The 20,865-nt window shown below is 71.2% G+C and carries 19 protein-coding genes; 4 read left to right on the plus strand and 15 right to left on the minus strand.

The features are described 5' to 3' along the window. Positions 1-61 precede the first annotated feature (61 nt). Positions 62-823, plus strand: coding sequence for a hypothetical protein (locus ACQP0N_RS18240; protein WP_433111973.1), 762 nt, complete (start codon positions 62-64; stop codon positions 821-823). A 51-nt stretch (positions 824-874) separates the two neighbouring features. On the opposite strand, the gene ACQP0N_RS18245 is transcribed toward ACQP0N_RS18240, so the two are convergent. From ACQP0N_RS18245 to ACQP0N_RS18290, 10 genes are all read right to left on the minus strand, one after another. Continuing rightward, on the minus strand, positions 875-3,886 hold the full coding sequence (locus tag ACQP0N_RS18245) for a S8 family serine peptidase (protein ID WP_433111976.1): 3,012 nt from the start codon (positions 3,884-3,886) through the stop codon (positions 875-877). A 257-nt stretch (positions 3,887-4,143) separates the two neighbouring features. Next, positions 4,144-4,788, minus strand: a complete 645-nt coding sequence (locus tag ACQP0N_RS18250; RefSeq protein WP_433111979.1) for a hypothetical protein — start codon at positions 4,786-4,788, stop codon at positions 4,144-4,146. Positions 4,789-4,792: 4 nt separating this feature from the next. Then, complete coding sequence (locus ACQP0N_RS18255) at positions 4,793-5,764, minus strand: acyltransferase domain-containing protein (protein ID WP_433111982.1); 972 nt, start codon at positions 5,762-5,764, stop codon at positions 4,793-4,795. Positions 5,765-5,811: 47 nt separating this feature from the next. Continuing rightward, positions 5,812-6,651 carry a sugar phosphate isomerase/epimerase family protein gene (locus ACQP0N_RS18260; protein WP_433111985.1) on the minus strand — a complete coding sequence of 280 codons (840 nt, stop codon included), beginning with the start codon at positions 6,649-6,651 and terminating at the stop codon, positions 5,812-5,814. Between the two features lie 20 nt (positions 6,652-6,671). Continuing rightward, a complete protein-coding gene (locus ACQP0N_RS18265; RefSeq protein WP_433111988.1) occupies positions 6,672-7,826 on the minus strand; it encodes a dihydrodipicolinate synthase family protein in 1,155 nt (384 codons plus the stop codon). Beyond that, positions 7,823-8,974 (minus strand): Gfo/Idh/MocA family protein, encoded by a 1,152-nt coding sequence (locus tag ACQP0N_RS18270; RefSeq protein ID WP_433111991.1) that lies wholly within the window; start codon positions 8,972-8,974, stop codon positions 7,823-7,825. The genes ACQP0N_RS18265 and ACQP0N_RS18270 overlap by 4 nt, the downstream gene beginning before the upstream one ends. Positions 8,975-9,001: 27 nt before the next feature. Further along, entirely contained in the window at positions 9,002-9,757 is a 756-nt protein-coding gene (locus ACQP0N_RS18275; protein ID WP_433121694.1) for an ABC transporter ATP-binding protein, read from the minus strand. Positions 9,758-9,800: 43 nt separating this feature from the next. Next, positions 9,801-10,805, minus strand: coding sequence for an ABC transporter substrate-binding protein (locus ACQP0N_RS18280; RefSeq protein WP_433111994.1), 1,005 nt, complete (start codon positions 10,803-10,805; stop codon positions 9,801-9,803). Positions 10,806-10,828: 23 nt separating this feature from the next. Beyond that, positions 10,829-11,821: an ABC transporter permease gene (locus ACQP0N_RS18285; protein WP_433111997.1), complete on the minus strand. Its 993-nt coding sequence runs from the start codon at positions 11,819-11,821 to the stop codon at positions 10,829-10,831. Positions 11,822-12,065: 244 nt separating this feature from the next. Next, entirely contained in the window at positions 12,066-12,782 is a 717-nt protein-coding gene (locus ACQP0N_RS18290; RefSeq protein WP_433112001.1) for a cupin domain-containing protein, read from the minus strand. A 93-nt stretch (positions 12,783-12,875) separates the two neighbouring features. Here ACQP0N_RS18290 and ACQP0N_RS18295 point away from each other — a divergent pair, with 93 nt between their 5' ends. Both ACQP0N_RS18295 and ACQP0N_RS18300 read left to right on the plus strand, forming a co-directional pair. Continuing rightward, the gene (locus ACQP0N_RS18295; protein WP_433112004.1) at positions 12,876-13,943 is read left to right on the plus strand and encodes a LacI family DNA-binding transcriptional regulator; all 1,068 of its coding nucleotides are present in this window, start codon (positions 12,876-12,878) and stop codon (positions 13,941-13,943) included. Positions 13,944-13,995: 52 nt separating this feature from the next. Beyond that, complete coding sequence (locus ACQP0N_RS18300; protein ID WP_433112007.1) at positions 13,996-14,481, plus strand: N-acetyltransferase family protein; 486 nt, start codon at positions 13,996-13,998, stop codon at positions 14,479-14,481. Between the two features lie 20 nt (positions 14,482-14,501). Here ACQP0N_RS18300 and ACQP0N_RS18305 read toward each other — a convergent pair whose 3' ends face one another. Together ACQP0N_RS18305 and ACQP0N_RS18310 are read right to left on the minus strand one after the other, a co-directional pair. Beyond that, complete coding sequence (locus tag ACQP0N_RS18305; RefSeq protein WP_433112010.1) at positions 14,502-15,791, minus strand: MFS transporter; 1,290 nt, start codon at positions 15,789-15,791, stop codon at positions 14,502-14,504. Between the two features lie 92 nt (positions 15,792-15,883). Then, positions 15,884-16,444 carry an NADPH-dependent FMN reductase gene (locus ACQP0N_RS18310; protein ID WP_355049726.1) on the minus strand — a complete coding sequence of 187 codons (561 nt, stop codon included), beginning with the start codon at positions 16,442-16,444 and terminating at the stop codon, positions 15,884-15,886. Positions 16,445-16,580: 136 nt separating this feature from the next. Between ACQP0N_RS18310 and ACQP0N_RS18315 the strand changes: the two genes are divergently transcribed. Next, the gene (locus ACQP0N_RS18315; RefSeq protein WP_433112013.1) at positions 16,581-17,045 is read left to right on the plus strand and encodes a MarR family winged helix-turn-helix transcriptional regulator; all 465 of its coding nucleotides are present in this window, start codon (positions 16,581-16,583) and stop codon (positions 17,043-17,045) included. A 4-nt stretch (positions 17,046-17,049) separates the two neighbouring features. Here ACQP0N_RS18315 and ACQP0N_RS18320 read toward each other — a convergent pair whose 3' ends face one another. The 3 genes from ACQP0N_RS18320 to ACQP0N_RS18330 form a co-directional block, all read right to left on the minus strand. Beyond that, on the minus strand, positions 17,050-17,382 hold the full coding sequence (locus ACQP0N_RS18320) for a transcriptional regulator (RefSeq protein WP_433112016.1): 333 nt from the start codon (positions 17,380-17,382) through the stop codon (positions 17,050-17,052). Further along, positions 17,379-18,113: a hypothetical protein gene (locus tag ACQP0N_RS18325; RefSeq protein ID WP_433112019.1), complete on the minus strand. Its 735-nt coding sequence runs from the start codon at positions 18,111-18,113 to the stop codon at positions 17,379-17,381. The genes ACQP0N_RS18320 and ACQP0N_RS18325 overlap by 4 nt, the downstream gene beginning before the upstream one ends. 141 nt (positions 18,114-18,254) lie before the next feature. Then, a complete protein-coding gene (locus ACQP0N_RS18330) occupies positions 18,255-20,588 on the minus strand; it encodes a beta-L-arabinofuranosidase domain-containing protein (protein WP_433112022.1) in 2,334 nt (777 codons plus the stop codon). Positions 20,589-20,865 lie beyond the last annotated feature (277 nt).

The raw sequence follows: 20,865 nt of genomic DNA on the forward strand, positions 1-20,865 counted from the left end.
ACATTGATCGTTTCCGGTCGCCGCTGGCGGGGAACTTCCCAGGTCGAGGTGAGGGGGAACCATGAGCCGATACGCACTGCCGCCGACCGTCCGAGCGCCTCGGATGCTCGGGCTGATCCTGCCGTTGGTGGGCACCGTCGCACTGAGCACCGCCTGCACGGCTGCCGAGGAAGGATCCGACGCGACACCGTCGAGCGCGGCGACGACGTCGGCCCCGGCGAGTCCGACCGACCAGCCGTCCGGGAGCGCCAGCGCCCCGACGACCATCCCGACGTCCGCCTTCGTGGAGCTGCCGTCCGAGCTGCGCAGGTCTCCCCGCCGTCCGACGGATGTCAGCGAGGCCCTGCCGAAGCTCTGCGCCAACGAGTTCGGCACCGGGGGCCGACAGGTCACCGCGAGCGCGGCCATGACGGTGACGTACAAGAAGGCCGGCGAGCCCGACACCAACACGCCGCAGGGCATGATCCACCAGACCATCTTCACCTTCGACGGGGACGGCGCTGCGGACTACCTGCGCCGCCTCGGCGACGCGGTCCGGGCGTGCCCGTCCTTCGACCAGGACGGCAACAAGGTCACGGTCGAGAGCAAGGCGGTGACCGGTGTCGGTGACGGGGCGTTGCTCGTGACCCATACGCGGCCCGCCACCAGTCTGGGCGGCGAGCGCACCGGCGGCGAGACCTCCAGCCAGATCGCCGTGGCTCGGGTCGACAACGTGGTGACGGTGTTCAACGACCAGGGCTGGGAGGGCAGCAGCGGCAATCCCGCCATCCTGGACCGGACCATGCGCGACGGTGTGCGCGCCATCGACGCCTGGCAGCGCTAGAAAGGGCAGTGGGGCGGCGCACGACGGCGCCGCCCCACTGTTTTCGTACGGCTACTCCTCCCAGGAACTCTGCTGGGTGTTCACGAGGTTGCCGGGAACCACCGTGCCGTTGGTGCGGTACTCGGTGTACGCCCAGAAGTCGCCCTGGGGCAGCGGCCGGTTGGGCTTCAACGTGAAGTTGAGGCTCATGCCGCGCTCGGTCGTCGACGGCAACGTCAGCGTCGCCGGCGAGTAGGTGGCGTTGCGGCCGATGATGGCGTGGCTCAACTGGAAGTCCACGACCGGGCCACCGGGCACCTGCGCGAACACGTAGGCCGTGTAGCGCCCCGGCTCGGGCAGGAACTTGTACGCCTGCTCCGCGCTGGTCCAGTACCTGTCACTGCTGTAGACCAGCTTGTCGCCCTTGTACAGGTACAGGTCGAGGTTCGTGTTCGGATCCTCGGTGTTGGCCTCGACGATGATGCCGGCGGTGTTCGCCGGCACCGTGAAGTCGACCTTCTTCACGCCGGACGCGCTCGGGTCGAACACGCCGCCGTACACGCCGGCCGGCATCGAGTACGACTCCCGGAGCATCGGCGTGTAGCCGGTGCTGCGACCGGTGAGCGGCCCGGTGAAGCCCGGCTGGGCGTAGCCGAACGAGCCGCTGGTCATCCGGCCGAACTCCTCGCCGTCGTCGGCGTACGGCCGGGGGGTGATGCCCCACGGGCGGGCGGCGACGGGGATGCGGGCACTGTGGACCTTGCCCCGCCAGGTGATCGACCCGGTGACGTACCGGTCCCAGGGGGCGCTGCCGCGACGCAGCGTGATGGTCACCGTCGCGGACTTGCCGGGCGCGAGCGTCACCGACGCGGGCGACACCGTGACCGTCATGCCGGGCAGGCCGGACACCGACGACCGGTAGGTCTCGCGCGTCGTACCCACGTTGGTCAGGGTGCGCTTGATGGTCACCGGGTGGGTGCCGTCGTACTCGCGCAGCGAGATGGCCGGCAGGTTGAGTTCCTTGCCGTCGGGCTGGGCCGTCTCGCTGAACTCGACCAGGTCGGCCGCGGTCGGCTCGATGACCAGGCCCGGGTCCTTGGCGCCGGTCAGGTTGATGAAACCGCTGCCCTGGTCCAGCGGGTTGCTGGTGCCCCGGGTGTCGGTGGCGGTGGTCCGCAGGGCCGACGCGACGGTCCCCGGCGACCAGGTGGGGTGCGTGGCGCGCAGGATCGCCGCCGCGCCGGCGACGTACGGCGAGGCCATCGAGGTTCCGGAGTACGCGTCGTAGCTCCGCCCGAAGTTACCCGCCGGTGAGACTGCGGCGATGATGTCCGTCCCCGGTGCTACCAGGTCCGGCTTGAAGACGCCGAGGGTCACTTTGTCCGGGCCGGTGGAGGAGAAGTCCGCCACGCTCGGGATCCCCGGGACGCTGGAGCCGTCGCCACCGGTGCGCAGCGACACCTTGGCGTCGGTGGGGTGGCGCATCAGGTAGTTGAACAGCGTGCCGGCCTGCTTCTCGGTGTTCAGGTAGACCACCGGAAAGTTGTAGACGGAGTTGACCCGGTAGTTGCCTTCCGGGACGAACACGACCATCGCCGCCCCGCCCTTCTCCTTCACCTCGATGGCGGAGTCGAAGGGGGTCGACAGCGCGCAGGCGACCACCTTGCCCTTGATCTTGGCCGGGTCCAGGCTGCCCGGTTCGCAGTACGCCGAACCCTGCTCCAGCGAGCCGGCCTGGTCGCCGAAGACCATCGGCCGCGCGGCGTCGCCGGGCAGCGCGTCCAGCGAGCCGCCGACCAGCTTGGTGCCGTCACCCAGCTTGACCGTCGCCTCGTTGGCGTTGGTCACCGCCGCGCCCACCGTGGTGACCCAGGGTGCCGCGTTGCTGATGGCCCCGCTCACGATGCCGGTGTTGCCCGCCGACGCCGCGACGAAGACGCCGGACAGCGTGGCGTTGAGGAAGGCGACGCCGATGGGGGTGTTGGCCTCCCAGTCGCCGAGGTCGCTGCCGATGGAGAAGTTCAGCACCTGCACGCCGTCGGAGACGGCCGCGTCGATGCCGGCGATGATGTCGGCGTCGTAGCCCATCCCGCCCCACAGCACCTTGTAGACGGCGATCTGGGCGTCCGGCGCGACGCCGGAGACGGCACCGAAGGAGCGGCCGTCGATGGTGACGTCCCGCACCGGCAGACCGGCTGCCGTGGACGCGGTGTGGGTGCCGTGCCCGGCCGCGTCGCGGGGCGACAGGAACTCACCCTCGGGTACGGACCCGCCGCCGGCGAGCCACGTGTCGGCGAAGTACCGGGCACCGACGATCTTGCCGTTGCAGTGCTCGGCCACGAAGGCCACACCGGTCTGGCAGGTGCCGTGCCACGTCTTAGGCGCCGGCATCTTCTTGGCGAACGACGCGCTCTCCGGCCAGATGCCGGTGTCCAGGACGCCGACGACCATGCCGGCTCCGGTGGCGGGGCCGGGCTTGACCGGCTTGACCGGCTTCGCGGCGGCGTCCGTCGTGGACGCGGCGGCCGCGGAGGAGGTCGGCGTACCGGCGGCGGGGGCGCTCGGGGCGGCCGCGAGTGGCATCGCCGATCGGGTGCCCAGCGCCCGCGCGGCGGTGACGGCGCGGACGCGCTTGTCGGCCCGCAGCGCGGTCGCCTGCTTGGCGGTCAGCGTCGCCGAGAACCCGTTGAAGGCGGCGGTGTAAGCGGCCTTGACCTGGACGCCGGCCGCGCCCGCGACGGCGGATCGCTGCGCGTCGAGGTGCCGGCGGTACGCCTGCGACGGCGCCGACGTCACGTCCAGGCGGGCGCCCGGCGTGGGGCGGGTCCGCGCGAGCCCGGACGTCCCGCCGACGTACGTGGTCAGCGGCGCCTCGGCCAGCTCGACGACGTAGACGCCCGAGCCGTTGGCGTCCACGGCGGTCTTCGGGCTGGTCCCGTCGGCGTCGGCGCGACGATCGGCGCCGTCGGTCAGGGTGGTGCGTCGGTCCGATCCCTTGGTGAAGTAGCCGGCGCCGCCGCTGGCCGACCGGTCGCCCGGCGCTGCCGACGCTGATCCCGCGACGCCGGTTGTGCCGGCGAGCATCGCTGCGACCAGCGTCGGTATCGCCAGTCTTCGCAGATTTCTTCCGCTCGTGCGTGTGGACACGAGACTCCCTTCGATTGCTCCTGTGTGGAGCTTCTTCAGTGACCGCGACCCGCATGGGAGCGCTCCCCCACCTAAGCCCCCGACGGTTAATCGAGGATTCGAGCGGTGTTACGGATCATGATGCAGATAAGATCATGATGTTTCACCCGTGCCTAGATCATGTTTTTTCGCCGCAGCTGAGGGACAATCACCGGCTACGGCCAGAGCCGCACCACGGCGAAGACGGCGGCGATGACGATCGCGGGAAGCACCACGTAGATCACCAGGAGCACCCATGGCAACAGCCGGAACGCCCTGCCCAGAGTGCTCTCCGGCGGGGTGTAGCGGACCGGCGACCCCAGACCCGTCCGCTGCCACACCAGCCCGGCCGCGTCGGTGAAGCGGATCCTCGCCTGCCCCAGGTACGCGGCAGCGCCGGTCAACTCGAAGCGCACCGCCTCGGACTTCTCCACCACGGCGAAGCGTCTGCCCCCGTTCGCGATCACGGTGCCCTGCATCTCTCGGCGACGTCCGGGCCAGCGGAACGACTCCTGCCAGGCGACGTCGACATGGACATCAAAGATGGGCGCGGCGCTGTGGTTGACGAGGGTCACCGTCGCCTCGGTCGGGTCGCGCCGGACCACGACGCCGTCGCTCTCGTCGTCATCGCGGGTCAGTACCGGGATGACCAGGCGCGCCTGCGCCGCCTCGCGGCTCTCCTGCTCCTCCCGGCGGACCTGGGTCTCGTGACGGAACAGCAGACCGGTGAAGACGACGGCGAAGGTCGACATGACCAACCCGGCCAGGCTCCCCCACGCCTGCATCCAGTCCGTGATCTTCGGGGCTTCGGCGGCTAGCACCGGATCAGGGTAGGTACGGCCGGTGGGTCGCGTCGATCGGGAAGCGGCCCTGACGCCACTGCCAGTGCCGACCGGCCGCCAGGTGGTCGACGATCGCGCGTTGCAGAGCGGTGCGGCGCGGCAACTGGTCCAGCGGCGTGCTCAGCGTACGGAACACGAACCGCAGCACCTCGACGTCCGCGTCCAGCCCCTCCGGCTCCTCGTAGGGCTCCAGCTCGAACCGTCGCTGGAACCGGATGATGTTCGAGTCCTCGGGCAGGTACTCCCGCAACTGGGGATCGAGCAGCCAGGAGCCGCAGGAGAACGCCGCGTAGCTCTCGTCGGGGAAGTGACGCGGGAAGAAGGCGCGGCCCTCGTCGAGCGACGCCGAGACCGCCTCCGGCGTCAACGGCCCCGCGTCGGGGATGTGCAGGCCGATGGCGCCGTCGCCGCGGTGGTGCTGCAACCGGCCCAACTCGTAGACGGCGCCGCGGACGTGCAGCGTCAACCAGCTCTGCATGACCGGCCAGCCCTCGCCGCGCATCCGCCGGTCGACGGCGAGGTTACGGCCCAGGTCGGCGAGCGTCGCCCAGGAGACGGCGTCGGGAACGCCGTGGTCACGGTGGTAGCCCCGGACGACCTCAACCAGCGCGAGGTACGCGTACACGTAGAGATGCCGCCAGGCGAGGCCCCGGTCGCGCGGCAGCTCCGGCCCGGGCACCAGCCAGCCGTACCCGCCGAGATCCGCGCGGACCAGCGCGATCGAACGGTCGAGCAACCAGCGCAGCTCCGGCGTCCACAGTGGTGAGTTGCGGTCCGGCCACCCCGCCATGATCTCGACGGCGTCGTCCGGCGGCACCGCGAGCCGGTCGAGGATCGCGGGTGCGTCGGCCTTGGCGGGCAGGGGGGCCGAGGGCCGGTCGCCGGCCAGCCGGTGCACCCGTTCGACGGCCTCGACGGGCACCCCGAGCAGGGCTGCGGTCTCCTCCAGATCCACGCCGACGACCCTACCGCCGTCCGGCGTACCCCTGCGCCCCGCGCCGCTCAGACGACGTGGCGCAGATAGCCGGCGATCGCCGCGTCCAGCACCTGCGCGCCCGGCCGCGCCCACACCTCGGCGGAGAAGACCTCCACCTCGATCGGGCCCCGGTAGCCGGTGGCGTCCACCGCCTCGCGCAGCCGTCGCAGCTCGATGCACCCGTCGCCGGGCAGCGCCCGGCCGAGCAGCACACCCTCCGGCAGCGGTGTCACCCAGTCGCAGACCTGGAACGCGGCGATCCGCGTGCCGGCCCGGGCGATCTGCGCATACACGGTGTCGTCCCACCACACGTGGTACGCGTCGACGACCACCCCGACCACCGCCGGATCGAACCGCTCGGCGATGTCGAGCGCCTGGCCGAGGGTGACGATCACACAGCGGTCGGCCGCGAACATCGGGTGCAGCGGTTCGATCGCCAGCCGGACGCCGGCCGCCGCCGCGTGCGGTGCCAGCTCGCCGATCGCGTCGGCGACCCGCCGCCGGGCACCGTCGACGTCGCGACTGCCCGCCGGCAGTCCGCCGGAGACGAGCACCAACTCCGGTGCGCCCAGCGCGGCGGCCTCCTCGATGGCCCGCAGGTTCTCCGCGCGCCAGTCGTCGGCGGCGAAGAAACCGCCCCGGCACAGCGACGTGACGGTGAGGCCCGCGTCGCGGACCAGCTTCGCCGAGCGGCCCAACCCGTACTCGGCCACCGGCTCCCGCCACAGCCCGATGCCCGGCACGCCGGCCGCCACACAGCCGGCGACCACGTCGGGCAGCGCCCAGCGCTGCGCGGTGGCCTGGTTGAACGAGAGCCGAGCGAGGCTCGGTGGGCTGGTCTCCGTTCGCGACTGCGGGGCTCGCAAACCCGGCTCACTCCTCGCGCTCACTGGACCACCCCCGCGACGGTGAAGAACGCCCGTGCGCGGGCGGCGGCCCGCTCCGCGTCGGGCAGCAGCCCGGCGGAGTCGGCGAGGGTGAGCAGCGTCGCCAGGTGCGCCGGGGACCGGCCGGACTGCGCGCCGCCGACCATCGTGAAGTGGTCCTGGTGCCCGGCCAGCCACGCCAGGAACACGATGCCCGTCTTGTAGTGCCAGGTCGGCGCCGCGAACAGGTGCCGGGCCAGCGGCACGGTCGGAGCGAAGATCTCGTCGTACGACGTCAGGTCGCCCCGGTCGAGAGCATCCAGCGCGGCGGCGGCGGCCGGCGCGATGGCCGCGAACACGCCGAGCAGCGCGTCGGAGTGGCCCACCTCGTCGCCCCGGATCAGCTCCGGGTAGTGGAAGTCGTCGCCGGTGTAGAGGCGTACCCCGGCCGGCAGTCGACGCCGTAACGCCACCTCCCGGTCGGCGTCGAGCAACGACACCTTGATGCCGTCCACCGTCGACTGGTGGGCCTTGACCAGCTCGACCACCGTGTCGGCGGCCAGGTCCAGGTCGACCGACCCCCAGTAGCCGGTCAGCGCCGGGTCGAACATCGGACCCAGCCAGTGCAGCACGACCGGCTCGCCGGCGGCGGTCAGCAGCTCGTCGTACACCCGTAGGTAGTCCTCGGCGTCGCGGGCGGTGGCGGCCAGGTGCCGGCTGCACATCAGCACCGGCCGCGCGCCGGCGGCGCGGACGTCGTCGAGCTGTTCGCGGTACGCGGCGGTGACCTCGGCCAGGGTGGCCGGGCCGGCCGGAAGCTGGTCGGTGCCGACACCGGCGACGATCCGCCCGCCCACGGCGCGGGCCTCGGCGGCGCTGCGCCGGACCAGCTCCCGGGTCGCCGGATAGTCCAGCCCCATCCCCCGCTGGGCGGTGTCCATCGCCTCGGCGACACCCAGCCCGTACGACCACAGGTGCCGCCGGAACGCGAGGGTGGCGTCCCAGTCCACCGTCGCCGGGGCGCCCGGTACGTTCTCCGCGCCCGGATCGGCGACCACGTGCGCGGCGGCGTACGCGATCCGGCTGGTCGCCGGCGCGGCCGGGCGGGCGAATCCGCCGGCCCCGGTGAGCCGGTGACGTCGCCCGCCCGGCAGCGCCACTTCGACGGCACTCACGGGTGCAGCTCCGGAACCTCGACGCGGACGCCCTCGCGGGCGGCGCGCAGCCCCAGCTCGGCGAGCTGCACGCCGCGCGCGCCGGCCAGGAAGTCCCATTGGAACGGCTCGCCAGCCACGACGTGCCGCAGGAACGCCTCCCACTGCACCTTGAAGCCGTTGTCGAACTCCTCGTTGTCGGGCACCTCGGTCCACTGGGCGCGGAAGTCCTCGGTGGCCGGCAGGTCCGGGTTCCACACCGGTTTCGGGGTGACCGCCCGGTGCTGCACCCGGCAGTGCCGCAGCCCGGCGACGGCGCTGCCCTCGGTGCCGTCGACCTGGAACTCCACCAGCTCGTCGCGGTACACCCGCACACCCCACGACGAGTTGATCTGCGCGATCACGCCGCCGTCGAGTTCGAAGATGGCGTACGCGGCGTCATCGGCGGTGGCCGCGTAGGCGCGGCCGTCCTCGTCGAACCGCTCGGGCACGTGGGTGGCGGTCACACAAGTGACCGCGGTGACCCGGCCGAACAGCTCCTGGAGCACGTAGTGCCAGTGCGGGAACATGTCGGAGGTGATGCCGCCGCCGGCCTCGGCGCGGTAGTTCCACGAGGGACGCTGGGCCGGCTGCCAGTCGCCCTCGAAGACCCAGTAGCCGAACTCGCCGCGCACCGAGAGGATCCGGCCGAAGAAGCCGCCGTCGACGAGCCGCTTGAGTTTGCGCAGCCCGGGCAGGAACAGCTTGTCCTGTACGACGCCGGTGCGGACACCGCCCGCGTCGGCGGCGCGGGCCAGGTCGAGTGCGGCGGCGGTGTCCTCGGCGAGCGGCTTCTCCGTGTAGATGTGCTTGCCGGCCTCGATCGCCTGGCGGATCGCCTTCTCCCGCTGCTGGGTGACCAGGGCGTCGAAGTAGATCTCGACGTCGTCGCGGGCCAGCGCGGCGGTCAGGTCGGTGGTCCAGTCAGTGAGGCCGTGCCGCCCGGCGAGTTCGCGGAGCTTGGTCTCGTTGCGCCCCACCAGGACCGGTTCCGGCCAGATGGTCGTGCCGTCGGCCAACGTCACGCCGCCGGACTCGCGGATGGCCAGCAGGGACCGGACGAGGTGCTGGCGGTAGCCCATCCGTCCGGTCACGCCGTTGACGATGATGCCGATCGACCTGCGGGTCATGGTGGTCCCCTTCGTCGTGCTGGTCGTTCAGTGGTTGGCGGCCGCGCTGCCGAGCAGTCCGCGCAGTTCGGTGGCGAGCCGGTCGAAGCGGGAGTCCGACATCACCTGCGCGTAGTCGCGGTGCGCCGGCAGCTCGACGTCGAAGGCGCGGATGATCCGGCCGGGCCGGGCGCTCATCACCACGACCCGGGTGCCGAGGAAGACCGCCTCGGCGATGGAGTGGGTGACCAGCACCACCGTGGTGCCGGTCTCCCGCCAGATGCGGTGCAGCTCGGCGTTCATCTGCTCGCGGGTCAGCGCGTCCAGGGCGCCGAACGGTTCGTCCATGAGCAGCACCGGTGGGGCGTGCAGCAACGCGCGGCAGAGCGCCACCCGCTGCTGCATCCCGCCGGACAGCTCGTGCGGCAGCGCCTTCTCGAAGCCGGTCAGCCCGGTCATCTCGATCAGCTCGTCCGCCCGGCGGGCCGCCCGCGCCCGGTCCATGCCGCGCATCTCCGCCTGGAGCAGGATGTTGGCCCGCGCGCCACGCCACTGGAGCAGCGCGGCCTTCTGGAAGACGAAGCCGATCTCCTTCTGCGGGCCGCGCACCGGCTGTCGCAGCAACGAGACCTCGCCGCTGGTGGGCTTCACCAGTCCGGCGACGATCTTCAGCAGGGTGGACTTGCCGCAGCCGGACGGGCCGACGATGGTGACGAACTCCCCCGGCTCGATGTGCAGGGACACGTCGTCGAGAGCGGTGGTCCGCGAACGTCGGGTGGTGAACCGGACGGTCACCCCGGACATCCCGATGGCGGTGCCGGTGGTCGCCGGCGCGGCGCTCACCCCGTCACCCCTTGGCCGCGTACGACGAGTCCCAGTACGCGTTCGGCGCGCCCGGGTCCTTCAGCTCCGCGTAGCGGGCCATCAGGTCGATGGTCTCGGACCACTGGGCTTCGGTGTTCACCCCGGCCGGACCGTCGCCGCCGAGCAGCGGCAGGTTGAGGGTGAGCTGCTTGGTGAGCACCTCGGGGGCGGGCTCGTTCTCGGCCAGGGCGACCATGGCGCTCACCGCGCCGGCCGGGTCGCGCGCCGCGTCGGCCCAGGACTTCTGGGTGGCCCGCACGAACCTGCGGGCCAGCTCCGGGTCCTTCTGCAGGGTCTGGGTGTTGGCGATCAGGCCGGTGCCGAGGAGGTTCATTCCGTAGTCGGCGAAGAGCAGCACGTCGACCTTCTTGCCGGTCTTGCTCTCGATGGTGGGCGCCTGGTCGTGGAAGAAGCCCATGATGGCGTCGACCTTGCCCTCGGCCAGGGCGGCGATCTTGCCGGCCGCGTCCACGTTGACCACCTTGACGTCGTCCTTCTTGAGGCCGTTCTTCTCCAACCAGGCCGGGAAGGTCGCGTAGAGGGCGTCGCCGGGCGTGCCGCCGACGGTCTTGCCCTTCAGGTCCGCCGGGGTCTTGATGTTCTTCTCGGTGAAGAACTCCACCGAGGAGGGACCCTTCTCCAGGTACGCGCCGAGGCTGCGCACCGGCATCCCGCTGGCCACCGACTTGAGCAGGACGGGACTGTCGGCCCATCCGAAGTCGGTCTGCTTCTGGGCGACCTGCTTGACCGTGTTGCCGGACCCGTTGCCGGGCAGGATCTTCAGGTCGATGCCCTCGGCGGAGTAGTAACCCTTCTGTAGGCCGTAGTAGAAGGGGGCGTGCTCGCCGTACGGCACCCAGTTGAGGGTCAGGGTGACCTGCTTCTTCCCGTCGGCGCCGGTCCTGCCGGCGGAGTCGCTGTCGCCGCAGCCGGTGGCGGCGAGCAGCAGGGCGGCGGTGGCCAGGATGGTGGTGGCGGTGCGTTTCATCGGTGCCTCCGTGATGGGGTCGGTCAGGAGGTGGTGAGGGACACGCCGGCGCGGCGGCTGGCGTGCCACGGGATGAGCAGCGCCTCGGCGATCTCGACCAGGACGAACAGGACGATGCCGATGGCGGACATCAGGATCAGGTCGGCGAACAGCAGCGGGGCGTCGAGGTTGCCGTTGGCCAGCAACAGGACGTAGCCGAGCCCTTCGCTGGCGCCGACGAACTCGCCGACCACGGCGCCGACCACCGCGAGGGTGACCGCCACCTTCAGGCCGGCCATGAGGTGCGGTAACGCATTGGGGAAGCGGATCTTGCGGAAGGTCCGCCAGGGCCCGGCGCCCATCGTGGCGGAGAGGTCGAGCAGTTCCGGGTCGGTCGAGCGCAGGCCGGCGACGCCGGAGATGACCACCGGGAAGAACGCGATGAGCACCGCCAGGATGATCTTCGGAGTGAGGCCGAGGCCGAACCAGACGACCAGCAGCGGCGCGATGGCGATCTTCGGAATGACCTGCGCGAACAGGACGATCGGGTAGAGCGCCTTGTCCAGGGTGCGCGAGTAGGCGATGGCGACCGCGGTGGCCAGTCCCAGCGCGGCGGCCAGAACGAAGCCGAGCACGGTCTCGTAGAGGGTGACCAGCGTGTGTCGGGCCAACTCGGACCACTGGTCGGTCATGGTGGTCCAGACCTGACCCGGGGCGGGCACGAGGTAGTTCGGCACGTACTCCCGGGCGGCGACGAACCACCAGGCGAGGAAGAAGGCGGCCAGCACGAGCGCCGGCCGCCAGAGCGAGTCGGCGACCGCCGCCGCGCGGCGGCCGAGCGTGGATCGGGCTGGGCGGCCTGCGCCGTCGGACGGTCGACCGACCACCGTGGATTCTGGCCCGCGGTCGGTACGAACCGGAGCTTCGGTCGAGCGGGGTGACGGCTCGGCCGTGGCGGCTGAATCCGTTTCCCGCTCACCGCTCGCCTGGTCGGCGGCGGTGTGCCGGCCTGCCGTGTCCAAAGAGTTCTCGGTCACGCGAACCTCCTCGGGGCCCGGCGCGGCACCAGGGGCCGGGCCGGTCGGCGGGTCAGGCAAACGCTTTCCTGGGAGCGTATGCGGCCTCCAGACGGCGGGCAAGGCCTTTCCTCGATCTATTCGACGCCAGCCGGGTCACCAGGTGAAGGCGGCTTACCGGGAACCGGGGCTTCCCTGCCCCTCGGACACCGCGACGTCCCTGAACCCGAGTGGATCATGAGCCTCGCGGGCCGGACTCGCGGCGTCAGCCGGCGGCCGGATAGGTGTCGAGGAGGCCGCACATCCCCAGTCGACCGCGCTCGACCGGCGCGTCCACCGCGTACACGCCGGCCCCGCCCAGATACCGCCAGTCGCCCCGCTCCAGGGCGTCCAACTGGATGCCGGTGCCGGCGGCGGCCGCACCCGCTCCGTCCGCCCACCGCCGCCGCCAGGCCGTCAGCAGCGGCCGACGCAGCGCGGCCGCCGCCGCGTGGAAGGCGGCCAGCGCCGCCGGACCGCCGGCCCGCAGCGCCGCGAAGCCGGTAACGGCAAGGTCCCGTCGACGGTACGCGCTCCGCACGTCCGCCCCCGGCGCTCCCCCGTCCGGCAGCGCCGCGGCCTCGGCGTACGCCTCGGGGTCGGCCAGCACCTCGGGCGGGAAGGTCAGGACCGCGTCGCCGGCCTCGGGCAGGCCGCTGTTCTGCATGAGCACCACGATGGACAGACCGCCGCCGTTCACCAGGCGGTGCACGGTGCCCGGCTCGAACCAGACCACCGTGCCCGCCCGCAGCGGGGTCTCCCGGAAGCCCTCGCCGCCGAGGGTCTGCACCGCGCCCTCGCCGCCGGTCACCACGTACCCCTCGGTGCAGCACAGGTGCACGTGCGGGGTGCCGCCGACCACGCCGTCCGGTGCCGCCGTGTCGTAGACGCGCAGCCGGGACACTCCGATACCGCCGGGCAGTGCCGCGAAGCGTTCCGACATGGCCGGGCCTCCCTGCGGGAAAGGGCTTTCTCTGCGGTACGGTGACGCTAGCCGGCGCGGCGAAACGCCGTCAACAGACCGAGGGGGCGGGCCATGGCGACCCTGTCCGACGTGGCCCGGCGCGCGGGCGTCTCACCCGCCACGGCCTCGCGCGTCATCAACGGCAGCAGCAAACCGGTCACCGACGAGCTGCGCGAACGGGTGCTCGCGGCCGTCGCCGAGTTACAGTACGTGCCGAACGCGCACGCCCAACTGCTGGCCCGCTCGCACCGCAGCGCGGTCGGCGTGATCGTGCACGACGTCTCCGACCCGTACTTCGCCGAGATCACCCGCGGCCTGCAACGCGTCGCCACCGATCAGGGCCGGCTGCTGATGATCTGCAACAGCTACCGGGACCCGGACCGCGAGCTGGAGTACGTGGAGCTGCTGCGCGGCCACCAGGTGGCGGCGCTGATCCTGGCCGGGTCCGGCTACCACGACGAGGCCTTCACCCGGCAGCTCAACGAGAAGCTCGCCGCGTACGAGGCGACCGGGGGGCGGGTCGCGGTCATCGGCCGCCACGAGCACTCCGGCGACGCCGTCATGCCGGACAACCGGGCCGGCGGTCACCTCGCCGGCCGTGAACTCTGCGCGCTGGGCCACCGGGCGATCGGCGTGGTCGCCGGCCCGCGCATCCTCACCACCACCACCGACCGGCTGGCGGGGCTCCGACAGGCCCTGGCCGAGCACGACCTCGACCTGCCCGAGCGGCGCATCCGGTACGCCGAGTTCGACCGGGACGGCGGCGCGGAGGCCACCGCCCGGCTGCTCGACTCCGATCCGGAGCTGACCGCCGTCGTGGCGCTCAACGACTCGATGGCCATCGGCGCACTCGCCACCCTGCGGGCCCGCTCGCTCGCCGTACCGGGACGGATCTCCGTCGTCGGCTTCGACGACATGCCGATCGCCCGCGACGTCACACCCGCGTTGACCACGGTGCGGCTCCCCCTCGTCGACATGGGGGTCCGGGCCATGTCGCTGGTGCTCGGCGCGGCGGCGCCGACCCCCCGGGTCGAGGTGCTGCCGGCCGAGCTGATCCGGCGGGACACCGCCGGGCCGGTGCCGGGTCCACCACGCGCCACGACGACACCTCGCTCCCGGCGGGCCAACGCCGCCTCGTGAGGAGCCCGCAAACCCGTTGTCCCCGCCAGCGTGTCCTGCGTAGCCTGCGCCCGTGTTGATCCGTACGTTCGCCGACCGGGACTGGTCGCAGGTGTGGCCGATCATCGAGGACGTGGTCCGGGCGCAGGAGACCTTCACCTACGACCCAGCGATGACCGCGCAGGAGGCGTACGCCCTCTGGGTGGAGGCCCCGCCCGGGCGGACCATCGTCGCGACCGACGGTGATCGGGTGCTGGGCAGCGCGAAGATGGGGGCCAACCGCCCCGGACCGGGCGCGCACGTCAGCACCGCCAGCTTCCTGGTGGCCGCCGACGCCCGCGGCCGGGGCGTCGGCACCGCGCTGTGCCGCGATGCTCTGGCCTGGGCCCGCCTCGCGGGGTACGCCGGGATGCAGTTCAACGCCGTGGTGGAGACGAACCGGACGGCCGTCGAGCTGTACCGGCGGGAGGGCTTCGAGGTGGTCGGCACCGTGCCCGGCGCGTTCCGCCACCGGACCCTCGGGCGGGTCGGCCTGCACGTCATGTACCGGGAGTTCTGACTCCCCCGCCGTACGCTGCCTCAGCCGCCGGTCGCGCCCACGGCCGGGGCCGGTCCGAGTCCCGGTGCGGTGGACGCCGGCTCGGCGCCCGCGCGGCGGATCGGGGTGAACAGCCCGCCGACCGCGACCAGCAGGCAGCCGACGCCGGCCACGAGGGCCACCGTCGGTACGCCGTACCGGCCGGCGGCCCAGGTCAGGATGGCCGCGCCGGCCGGGCCGAGGGCGTAGTGCGTGCTCCAGAACGCCGAGGTGACCCGGCCGAGCAGGTGGTCGGGGGTGATCTCCTGGCGCAGTGACATCGAGCAGATCCCGCCGACGCTGAGGCAGCACAGGTAGACGGCGGTCAGGGCGGTGACCGTCGGCACGGTCGTCGCGACGCCGACGCCCGCCACCGCGAACCCGCAGATCGCGTGCGCGCCGATCCAGGTAGCGCCGAAGCCGCGTCGCCGACGCAGCGGAGCCACCAGCAGCGCCCCGGCGACTGTGCCCAGGGCCGCCAGGCCGAGGACGGTGCCGACCGTCCCCTCGGTGCCGCCGAGGTCGTGGGTCACGTGGTAGATCAGTACGTCGGTGAAGCCGTAGGTCAGGAAGATGAACACCGACAGCAGGGCGGTCAGCGCGCGGAGCACGGGCTGGCGCCACAGGAAACGCGCGCCGGCCAGGAACTCGACCAGCGGGCGTTCCCGGGCCATCGGCGTGGTGTCGGCGGGCTGGGCGGTGCGCAAGCGGATCAGCCGCAGACCAACGGCCGAGAGGGCGAAGCTGACGGCGTTGACGGCGATGGCGACCGCCGGGCCGAAGCGGGCCGACACCACACCGGCGAGCAGCGGCCCGAGGACGGCGGTCGCCGCGAACGTCGCCTGGAGCCGGCCGTTGGCCTCGGTGATCCGGTCGGCGTCGACGAGGTTGCGGACGGCGGTCACCGCGGCGACCTGGAACAGCATGCCGGCCGCCGCGCAGATCGGCAGCACGACGAAGAGCAGCCAGACCTGTGGGCTGACGAGCCAGACGAGCGGCACGAGACCAAAGAGGACCAACCGGACCAGGTCCGCGACGATCATCAGCCGACGCCGGTCGTACCTGTCGACCAGCACCCCGCCGAAGATGCCGGCGGCCACGGACGCCGCGCCCGCGACGGCGGTGAGCAGGCCCATCTGCGCCACCGACCCGGTCGCTTCGAGGACCAGCAGCGGCACCGCCAGGTAGGCGAACGCGTTGCCGGCCGCGGAGAGCGTCTGGGCGATGCAGTACGTGCCGAAGGCGCGGTCGCGCCACAGTGGGGCCCGGCCGCCACGGGGCTCTGTGCTCATCCCGCCGAGGCTATCGTGCTGGACCACGGCGGTGGGTACGCGGACGGCCGCAGGAGCGAGTCCCGCGGCCGTCTCGAGGCGTACCGGTAAGGTCAGCCCTGGCGCAGCGGCGCGAGCGCGGTGCTCCAGGCCACGACCTGGTCGAGGGTGGTGGTCAGCGCCGACAGGTGCTGGTCGCCGGGCTTGAAGGTGCTGAAGTTCTCGAAGTCGGTGTAGAGCGAGAGCGCGACCTGCGAGCGCACGTCGGCCATCTGCAGCTCACCGGCGATCAGGCGCAGGTGCTCGACGGCGCGGGCGCCGCCGAGGGAGCCGTAGCTGACGAACCCGACGGCCTTGTTGTTCCACTCGTTGTAGAGGAAGTCGATGGCGTTCTTCAGGGCGCCGGAGGTCGAGTGGTTGTACTCGGGCGTCACCATCACGAAGCCGTCGAACGACGCGATGGTCTCGGCCCAGCGCAGCGTGTGCGGCTGGCTGTACTGGCCCATCGCCGGCGGCATCGCCTCGTCGAGGTGCGGCAGCTTGTAGTCGAGCAGGTCGATCAGCTCGAACTGCGCGTCGGTGCGCTGCTGGGCGATCTCGTGGACCCAGCGGGCGACGGCTTCGCCGTTGCGCCCCGGGCGGGTGCTTCCGAGGATGATCCCGATCCTGGTCATGGCTGCGCCTTTCAGTAGTCCGAACCTGACCGCCGGAACGCTAGCCGCTCCTTGCTTCGTCAAGCAAATGACCGTGGTATGAGCACCCTCACACCCACCGTAAGCAATTGCTCAATCAAGCAACTATGCTGGAGAGATGGCCGATCCCCGCCCGGAGGCGCAGCGACCCCTCGACCCCGACGAGGAGGCGCTGGTCCGCGCCCTGGGCCAGGTGATGTACGTGGTGCCACGCACGATCGACGCCGACATGGTCGGCGATCGGCAACTGCCGCTGACCGAGTACACCGCCCTGATGAACCTCTCCGAGGCGCCGGAGCGGCGGATGCGGATGCACGAACTCGCTAACGCCTGTTACCTCTCGTTGAGCGGCATGACCCGGACGATCATCCGGCTGGAGAGCCAGGGACTGGTCAAGCGGGAACGGTGCGAGGAGGACGCCCGCGGCTGGAACGCGGTGCTCACCGACGCGGGCTTCGCCCGCCTCCAGGAGTCCTGGCCCAGCCATCTGGCCGCCGTACGCCGGCGGTTCCTGCGCCACTTCGAGGGTCTGGACCTGGCCGAGCTGGCCCGCGCGTTCCGGCGAGCGGGAGCAGCCGACTAGCCGGTCACCGGTCCGCGGTCGGGCCGGCCTCCGTCTGTTCGACCTGCTGGATGAGTTGCTTGAGGTGGGTGATCTCCTCGCGCAGGGCGGCCTGACCGGCAGCGGTGAGAGTCACCCAGGTGCGGGGGCGCTTGCCCTCGTAGCCCTTCTCGATCCGGATCAGCTCGGCCTTCTCCAGGACGGTCAGGTGCTGCCCGAGGTTGCCCGCGGTCAACTGCAGGGTGGTGCGCAGGAAGCCGAACTCGACCTGGCGAGCCTGGTGCGCGACGGCCAGGATGCCCAGGCGGACGCGCTGGTGGACCACGTCGTCGAGGCCGTTGGTGGGATGGTCGGTCATCGCCCCGGAACCTCGGCGCGCGACTGGAACAGGGCGAAGGCGGCACTGCCGATCAGCAGCAGCGCCGCCGAGAGGAGCAGGTGCGGCAGGAAGAACCACGGCGAGGTCGAGTGGATGACCTGCCCGCCCTGCACCATCACGATCACCAGGTAGACGAGGCTGTACGCCAGCAGTGCCCAGTTGCGTTCGACCCACGCCAGCACCAGCAGCGCCAGTGCGATGACCGCGACGGGACTGGCCAATCCGTTGACGAGCCACGCCGCCGGCCCGACCTCGATCTCGACCGGGTCGGTCGAGAAGGGGTCGGCGGGGACGGGGATGAGTGGGTGGAACGTCAGCCAGATCGACACGGCGGCCATCAGCACGGCCAACGCGACGCCGACGAGGACGTAGGGGCGGATCGGGGTGCCCACGCCACGGCGTCGGGACTGCCGTACGTAGAAGCCGGCGATCGCCACGTACGCGAGCACCAGCGCGACGGTCCAGTACCCGAGCTCCGCCGGATTGGGCGTCATGCAGACCGTGTGCCCCGGGCGGGATCGGCAGGTGTCGAACAAATCGAGGTAGGGGGCGTACCGGTAGACCGGTATCGCGGCCAGCGTGACCACGGCGAAGACCAGCAGCGGAAACCAGGTGCCGCGCTGGGCGACCTGGACCTGGCGGGTCAGGTCGCGCACGGCCGCCAACAGCTCGCGGGGGCCGTCCGCCTGCGGAGCGGATTCGTGTGTCATGAAGTTAGCTTTGCATTACAGACCTATCCGCGCAAGAGAGTTCGCGGACCGCGTCCAGACAGCAACGGGGGCGCGTGTCGACATCCTCGGCTCGAGATGTCGACACGCGCCCCGGTCGGGACGAGCCCGTGCGGTGACTGCCTAGGCGTTGGCCACCAGCCGCCAGCGGTTGTCCGCGCTGCCGTTGTCCGAATCCTGTACCGCCTGCGCGCCCCGGGCGGTGGAGTTGTTCAGGATGCCGAGCAGCTTGCCGCTGTTGACGTTGCGGATCTTGTAGGTGCCGTCGCCGTTGTCGACCAGGGTCCACCGGTGGTCGGCGGTGCCGTTGTCCGACCACTGCAGGACGCGGGCGTTGTCGGCGGTGGACATGTTCTCCACACCGAGGACCTTGCCGCTGTTGACGTTGCGGAACCGGACGGCGTTGCCGTCGGTGATCATGACCCAGTTGTGGTCGGCGGTGCCGCTGTCGTCCCACTGTAGGGCCAGCCCACCGTCGGCGGTGGACATGTTCTGGATGCCGAGGACCATCCCGCTGCCCACGTTGACCAGCCGGTAACTGCCGCCGCCGCTGCTGCCGCTGGTGTTCCAGTAGACCGTGTAGTTGAAGCCGTGGGCGTCCTGGAACGGCCCGAGGTTGACCGTGGACCCGTTTGCGGTAGCCGTGAACGCGAGCGAGCTGGTGCTGGTCCGGGCGACCGACGAGACCACGAGCGACGGCAGCGAGTTGAGCGTGGTGTTGCCGTAGTTGCCGCAGAGCACGCTCGGGCCGTACGTGACGGCGGCGACGCTGGGATTGTCGTTGGCCGCCCGCATGACGACCCGCATGGGCAGTCGTACGGTGATGGTGTCGCCGGCGGCCCAGGTGCGGGTGACGGTGGCGTAGCTGCCCGGCGTCGTGGTGACCGACTCGGCCACCCCGTTGACGCTGATGGTCGCGCCGCTCGTCCACGCCGGGATGCGCACCCGGATGCTCCACGAGCCGCTCATCGTGCCGGAGAGCGTGAGGGTGCTGGTGTCGCTCACCGGGTACGTGGTGTTCTGGGTGACCGTGATCCCCCGCTGCGACCAGTTCAGCTCGGACGGCACGAAGAGGTTCACCGTGAGCGTCGTGCCACTGTAGAAGTAGACGGAGTCCATCAACTTCGTGTTGATCTCCAGGCCGGTGCCCTGGCAGCACCAGAACGAGTTGTAGTCGGTGCTCCAGGTGCCACCGCCCCACGCCGGGCCCACACCCCGTCGCCCACCGGGCTTGAGCGGGGTGAAGTAGGTGATGTGACCACGGCTGTCGGCCGGGTTCTGCCCGCCGATCAGGTGGTTGATCATGGCGCGCTCGTAGAAGTCGAAGTAGTCGGTCCGGTTCGGGTCGAGCAGCCACAGCTCCCGCGTCAGCTTGAGCATGTTGTAGGTGTTGCACTGCTCGCAGGTGTCGTTGCTCAGGTAACCGGCGATCGCGTTCGGCGCCCGGAAGTGCTCGGCCTGGCTGTTGCCGCCGATGACGTAGGAGTGCGCGCCCACGGTGATGTTCCACGCGTTGCTGGCGATGTCCCGGTAGCGGGTGGTCCCGGTGGCCTTGAACTCGCGGGCCGCGCCGATCCACTTGGGCACCTGCGTGTTGGCGTGCAGGCCGTTGAGCTGGTCCTGGTTGTTGGCCAGGGGGTTGAACACCGCAGCGTGGTCGAACCGCTGGGCGGTCGTGAGCCACCGGCTGTCGCCGGTCATCTGGTAGATGTCCGTCAGCACGTCGTTCATGCCGCCGAACTCGGTGCCCAGCATCGACTGCATCTGGCTGGAGCTGAGCCGGGACGTGCGGGTGTCGACCCAGCCGGCGAGGGCCAGCAGCACCGTACGGGCCTGGGTGTTGCCGGTGTAGCGCCAGACGTCGAGCAGGCCGGCGAGCGTCTTGTGGATGCAGTAGTACGGCACGTTGCCGTTGGACAGGGTCCGCGCCTCGAGCGCGGAGAAGTCCGACTCCGGAAAGCCGGAGAGGTAGCCCGCGCCGAACCCGGCCGCGCCGTTGTTCGCCTGGCACTTGGCCATCTCGGCGACCATGTAGTTCGCCTTGTCGCGGCAGGTGGTGTCGCCCAGCACCGCGTAGGCATGGGCCCACGCGGTCAGGAAGTGCCCCTGCATGTGCGTACGGAACGGGAAGTTCGGCGCGTCCCACCCACCGTTGGTGGCGGCGCCGTTGGTGGACAGCCGGTGGTTGGCGCGGAAGTTGTAGAGCATCCGGTCGACGTCGACGTAGCGCAGGTAGTTCAGGGTGCGGTTCTGGTTGTCCAGCCAACGGCCACTGGTCAGTCGTACCTGACCGGGGTCGAAGGCGTAGGCCGCGACGCCGATGTCCGCGCGCGCTGGCGGGACCACCGCGGCGGCGGCGGGGCCGGCGCCCAGCGTCGCGGCGCCGGTCGCGGAGACCACGGCGGTGGCGCCGGCGGCCTGCAGAACGCGGCGTCGGCTGAGGGGCAGGGACGACATGGGACCTCCAAATGAGCGCTACCGGCGATGGGACGGCAACCGGGCGGGACGGGCTCGGCAGGATGCAGGGGTCCGAACGTTAGCGTTCACATCCGTGTTCGGCATGTTACGGCCGGACTACGCACAAATTCAAGGTTCTAACTATTACGGCTCCCTGTGCACCACGCCTGAGCTGGCAGATCAGGCGTGGCGACACCGGTGCGGTAGGGGTCTTCACCTCGTGTTATCGATAACACCGGTGGATCTCCGCAGGGTGCGGCCACCGTCGGCGCGCACC

This window comes from Micromonospora sp. CA-246542 (genome assembly GCF_050942905.1).
Classification (GTDB): Bacteria; Actinomycetota; Actinomycetes; order Mycobacteriales; family Micromonosporaceae; genus Micromonospora.